3 protein-coding genes and 2 pseudogenes are annotated in these 4,678 nt (G+C 61.9%); 1 reads left to right on the top strand and 4 read right to left on the bottom strand.

All coding sequences use genetic code 11. The features are described from left to right. Positions 1 to 90, bottom strand: a pseudogene (locus ACZ4NT_RS38705) (IS5/IS1182 family transposase); the annotation flags it as partial. A gap of 43 nt (positions 91 to 133) precedes the next feature. On the opposite strand from ACZ4NT_RS38705, the pseudogene ACZ4NT_RS38700 reads away from it, so the two are divergent. Next, positions 134 to 812: pseudogene (locus ACZ4NT_RS38700) on the top strand (IS256 family transposase); the annotation flags it as partial. Positions 813 to 1,111: 299 nt separating this feature from the next. On the opposite strand, the gene ACZ4NT_RS38695 reads toward ACZ4NT_RS38700, so the two are convergent. From ACZ4NT_RS38695 to ACZ4NT_RS38685, 3 genes are all read right to left on the bottom strand, one after another. Next, positions 1,112 to 2,704, bottom strand: coding sequence for an FAD-dependent oxidoreductase (locus ACZ4NT_RS38695; protein WP_467730105.1), 1,593 nt, complete (start codon positions 2,702 to 2,704; stop codon positions 1,112 to 1,114). Continuing rightward, the gene (locus tag ACZ4NT_RS38690; RefSeq protein ID WP_467730103.1) at positions 2,701 to 3,234 is read right to left on the bottom strand and encodes a DUF5987 family protein; all 534 of its coding nucleotides are present in this window, start codon (positions 3,232 to 3,234) and stop codon (positions 2,701 to 2,703) included. The genes ACZ4NT_RS38695 and ACZ4NT_RS38690 overlap by 4 nt, the downstream gene beginning before the upstream one ends. A gap of 132 nt (positions 3,235 to 3,366) precedes the next feature. After that, a complete protein-coding gene (locus ACZ4NT_RS38685) occupies positions 3,367 to 4,044 on the bottom strand; it encodes a hypothetical protein (protein ID WP_467730101.1) in 678 nt (225 codons plus the stop codon). Positions 4,045 to 4,678 lie beyond the last annotated feature (634 nt).

Genomic DNA, 4,678 nt, shown 5'->3' with positions numbered 1-4,678 from the left:
CAGCGCCACCAACCTGGCGAACTGGAACTCGGTCAGGCCCGCGAACGGCTCGATCCACTTCGGATCATCAGCTGAAATCACCCCACCCAAGCCACAACGCACCAACCGCCAAACCAGACGGGACAGCCTTTAGCCCATCTATATGGCGTTGGCGGTCACGGCCGAGGGCCACCGGGACATCCTGGGGCTGTGGGCCGGCGGCGAGGTGAAGGAGCCAAGCACTGGCGCGGGTGCTGACCGAGCTGAAGAACCGTGGCGTCGAAGACGTGCTGATGCTGGTCTGCGACGGACTGAAGAGCCTGCCCGACGCGGTCGGAGAGGTCTGGCCGCAGACGGTCGTGCAGACCTGCGTCGTCCATTGCTGCGGGCGTCGTTCCGCTAGGCCGGCCGCCAGGACTGGGACAAGATCGCCAAAGCACTGAAGCCCGTCTATACGGCGCCGACCGAGGACGCCGCAACCGGCCGGTTCCTCGAGTTCTGCAAGGAAAGGGGCGGCAAGTATCCGGCGATCGTGCGGTTGCGGGAAAGCGCGTGGGGCCGAGCTCGTCCCGTTCCTGCAGTTCGACGCCGAGACCCACAGGATCGTCTGCACCACGAACGCGATCGAGCCGGTGAACGCGAGGATCCGCCGAGCGGTCCGGGCCCGAGGTCACTTCCCTTCGGAGAATGCCGCCCTGAAGTGCGTGTACCTCGCGGTGATGTCCCTGGACCCGACCGGCACCGAACGGAAACGCTGGACTACCCACTGGAAGCAAGCCCTCCAAGCCTTCGATATCGCCCCCGGCGGCCGCCTCACCAACAACCGAATCTGACCTCAGCAACCATCGGCTACACCATTTACTAGACAGACCCAACGTTGGCGAGGTCCAGAGCTGCGAGAGGAGAAGTGCGCATGGGAGCGAGGGGGCGGTTTCCACCGGGCGTCGGGTAGGAAGAATCAGGTTGGTTGTGGCCATCAAGACGCGAGCGAGGTGGGCTCCGCAAGCCTGGTGTACGAAGGGGTCCGGCGGGTGGCGCAGGCCTCGTCGATGATTTCTTCTATTCCTGCACGGGCCGCAGTGAGCTGACTGCCGAGTGGGTGCGATGATCAGGATCGAGCACAGCGCTGTCCCTATCGGCCAGGAAGCGGAGGGGCGCTGCGTCGGACTGCGACCCCGGTACTGATGGCGCGGGTGATGATGGCAGAGGTAGCTCGTTCGGCAAGTGCTGCAATAGTCAGTGAGGGATTGACGGTGAGCGAAGTTGGAACGGCCGAGCCGTCGGTGATGAAGAGTCCGGGATGCTGGCGTAGTTCGTGATTATCGGTCAGGGCACTAGTGGTGGAAACGTCGCCGATTCGCGCGGAGCCGAGTGGGTGGGCCGTTACGGTCCCTGCCACGGCCTCGGTCCACGGTCGAACTCGAGACAGACCGTCTCTCTCTAGGATGCTCCGCAACGCCGTGTCGGCTTTGTCCCAGCCTCGCCTGGTGGCAGGTGTCGGATGAAATGACATTGTGCCTTGCCCAAGGCCTGGGGCCAACCGGTGAAAGTTACCGGTGAGAGGGGGAGCACCGAAGGTGCCTTCGTTGTCATCCTCAGTCATGGCCAGCAGGGTGAGCCATGAACGCCACCGGGCTCGCATGTTCCTCTTTTCAACACCAAACCAGGCGGGTGTACTCGCTGTTTGGGCCAGGATGTTAGTGAGAGCGGGAAAATAGATTTGCTGGAGGGTGAAGCGATGATACTCGGGGGCGGCGGAGTCAAGGTAATCGAAAGAGGCGGCAGTGATGGGCCGCCCTATGGGAAGTCCCTGGTAAGTGGCACCCTCCGGGCGCGACAAACCCAGCAGCGCTCGCGCTTTATCCTCGTTAATGTCAGCGACACTGACACGGTCACCATTACCCGAAAAATAGCGTCCAACGGCACGCGGCATGCCGCCCAATAATGGAGTCGAACGCTGCAAGATGACGGGAGTTGCAATCGCTCCGGCGGCCAGCACGACAACTTTGGCGTGGATTACTCCGATTTGCTCTGTGCAGGTGTAGTCGCGAGGATCGAGGATAGTGTAAGCGACCGCGTACCGGTATCCGGATATCAGGGACGGGGCAATGGTCTGAACTTCATGCAAAGGGCGGATGACAGCACCATGGGATTCCGCAGCAGGCAAGTAGTTCAGCAGGAGAGAGCGTTTAGCATCGAAGCGGCAACCGGACAGCATCCAGTTGCAGTTGGTGCAGGTACTAATGTCGACTGCTAGCGGCACTGGATTGCAGGTATGCCCGGCTCGCTGACATGCTGCGGCCAAGACTCCACCTGCGTAGGAGACATCAGGCCATTTGGTGCGTGTTACAGGTAATGCTTCCTCTACGCGGTCGTACCATGGGTCGAGGGCGGCTCGGGTCAAGCCTGCGGGCCAGAGCCGGTGACCGAGGCTGCCCCGGCGCTCGAAGACGAAGGAAGGCGCTCGCAGGGACGCGGCGAAGTAAACAACGCTGCCGCCTCCGACGCAGTTGCCAGCAACTACGGTGACCCCGTCACCGCGAACAACGTCCACGAGTTTGTTGTAAGTGCCCAGCCGCATAGACTGAGTGAAGTCGGCGGCAGCTAGACGTGGGCCTCGTTCCAAAACGGTGACTTTTGCTCCACCTGCCGCAAGGTAGTAGGCGGGAATTGCGCCACCAAAGCCGCTACCTACTACCAAAACGTCTGTCGTTTGCGCGCTCATGCCGGGCTCCCCGAAAAGGTCGTAAGTGGGTGTAGTGAGGCGAGCGGGCGGCCGTAAGAAAAATCCGTGAATCGCCATACCCCATCCGAGCCGGGTTTAGGAAAGCCCAGCCACGCAAGGCCGGGGTGCTCCTGCTCGATCGCCTGGACCGTGTCCTGCCACCCTGCGGTATCGAACGCGACGCCTACCAACAGGCTTAAAAGTTGCCAGATCGCCCGGTCCGCATCCTCCGTGTCGAACAAGTTCCCCACTAGGGCGGTGCGATGAGAGAAGGACAAGTCAACGAAGGGTGGCCGAAGCGGGGATAGCCATATCAATCGAGACATAGCATACGCGACGGCGCGGGCGTCGAGCAGCGCCGCCACCGAGGGAAGCACTGGCGCCAACGGTAGTTGCGGCGAGTTAAGCAAGGTGAGGACTCCAGCTTGCACGGCACCTGGCCCGTTCACCGCCCCCGCCACTACCACATCGCCAGGGAAGCGGCGCTCCCCCGGTATAAGCGTGTCGGCAAAGGCTTGGAGAGTCTGCATCGCCCACGACTCGGAGGTCGCTGGTGCAGCAGCAGCCGAAGCAACTGGAAGGAGTCCACTCGCGGACAACCCCGCGAGTGCGGCGGTCGCTGCTTTAAGTATGGCTCTTCTGTCGCTAGCGGTCATCGCGACTCAGCCCGCCAAGGCGCAACGTAGATCGAACGGTAAAGTAATGCTGAGCCCGCTTTCCCCTGCCGCCCGACCGTAATTACTCAGCACGTCGGCTATCTCCGGGAATCGTGAACGCAGAGCGGCGACTGCATCCCCGATGCCGACGGTCTGTCCATTGATGCGAAAGTTACTGAGCCGCGCGGCCGCCCGTTGTTCGGCCTTGTCCCACCAATACTGGCCGTCCCAAGCCACCCATGGCGTGGCGCTGTGAGACGACTGCACACTCCAATGATCTTTCTGGTAATAATGACAGGTCATCAAGGCGACGGCAAACCGGGAGGGTTCGGCCACCAAAAAACGCAGAGCCCCTCCATTGTCGACGGTGATGTCACGCTTGCTGTACTCCACACAGAGCGGATCTGCGAACAGAAGCCACCACGGCGGCTTCTCTCCCTCACCGAACTCATGCCAGGTGCAGGCGGCTGCGAAGCCGGGCTCTATGAACGGGCTGGCAGTGGCGATGGCATTGCTCGGAGTGGACGCTGCGTGTGAGACGCCGCTTGTTAAGAGTGCAACGCCCACCGTGAGCGCCATTACTGAGCCGGCCACGGAAAGACTTAGACGCTGAAAGAGCACGAGATCTCCCGAGATGGCACGAGGCTGCATCCGCTCGAGGCGGCATGAGGTGGTTTCCCGCAAGTGACTTAGTCTCTCAGCCAGAGAACCTGTCATGTAGTGGTCACGTCAAGTCGTCGCGCCCTCTGAACCCTTCCGAATCATCGAGTTGAGTAATAATTACTCACACCCCTCAGGCCACTCGGACTACAACCGGTCGTGCTTGTCCCGGTCGGCCAGGCCAAGCTGGCGGCACTGCACCGTTCCAGGGACGGACCCAGTTGCGCGAGGTCGGCAGGTTCCGCGGGAACAGGTCGTAGCCATTCTGGCCTGTGACACCAGAAATACCCGCAACGACGAGCAGGGCACGGCTGGCCAATACCAGACGTGGCACCAGACCGGTCCTAATCGCGCCCCCACGCAAGGGCTCGTGACCATGAGCGCGTCCTTGGTATCGGTCCTTGTCCTCGTCGTGATGAGTTCGGCGCTCCGCCGCGTCGCATGCACCATGCCCGCGGCAAGCTCCGCGTGGCGGTCAGCGTCTCTAGGGTCGTTTTCCACATTACGCTTGCCGAAGGGGCGTCATACCGGCACCACTCGAATCGAGTAGTGCCCTTACGCTGGCTAGAGGTTGTCCCGTATGGGCCGTGAGTTATCCGGTGAGGGCCAGGTTGTAGAGCCGGGCGATGCCGAGCATGGCCTGGTGAACCCCGTTGCC

Source organism: Streptomyces sp. NPDC026417, from assembly GCF_055567695.1.
The sequence above is the reverse complement of the archived record's forward strand: the minus strand, read 5'-3'. Positions and strand labels throughout refer to the sequence as shown.

Coding starts and splice junctions, on each gene's coding strand:
- ACZ4NT_RS38695 (WP_467730105.1), bottom strand. CDS start 2,704: ATGAGCGCGCAAACGACAGACGTTTTGGTAGTAGGTAGCGGCTTTGGT.
- ACZ4NT_RS38690 (WP_467730103.1), bottom strand. CDS start 3,234: ATGCAGACTCTCCAAGCCTTTGCCGACACGCTTATACCGGGGGAGCGC.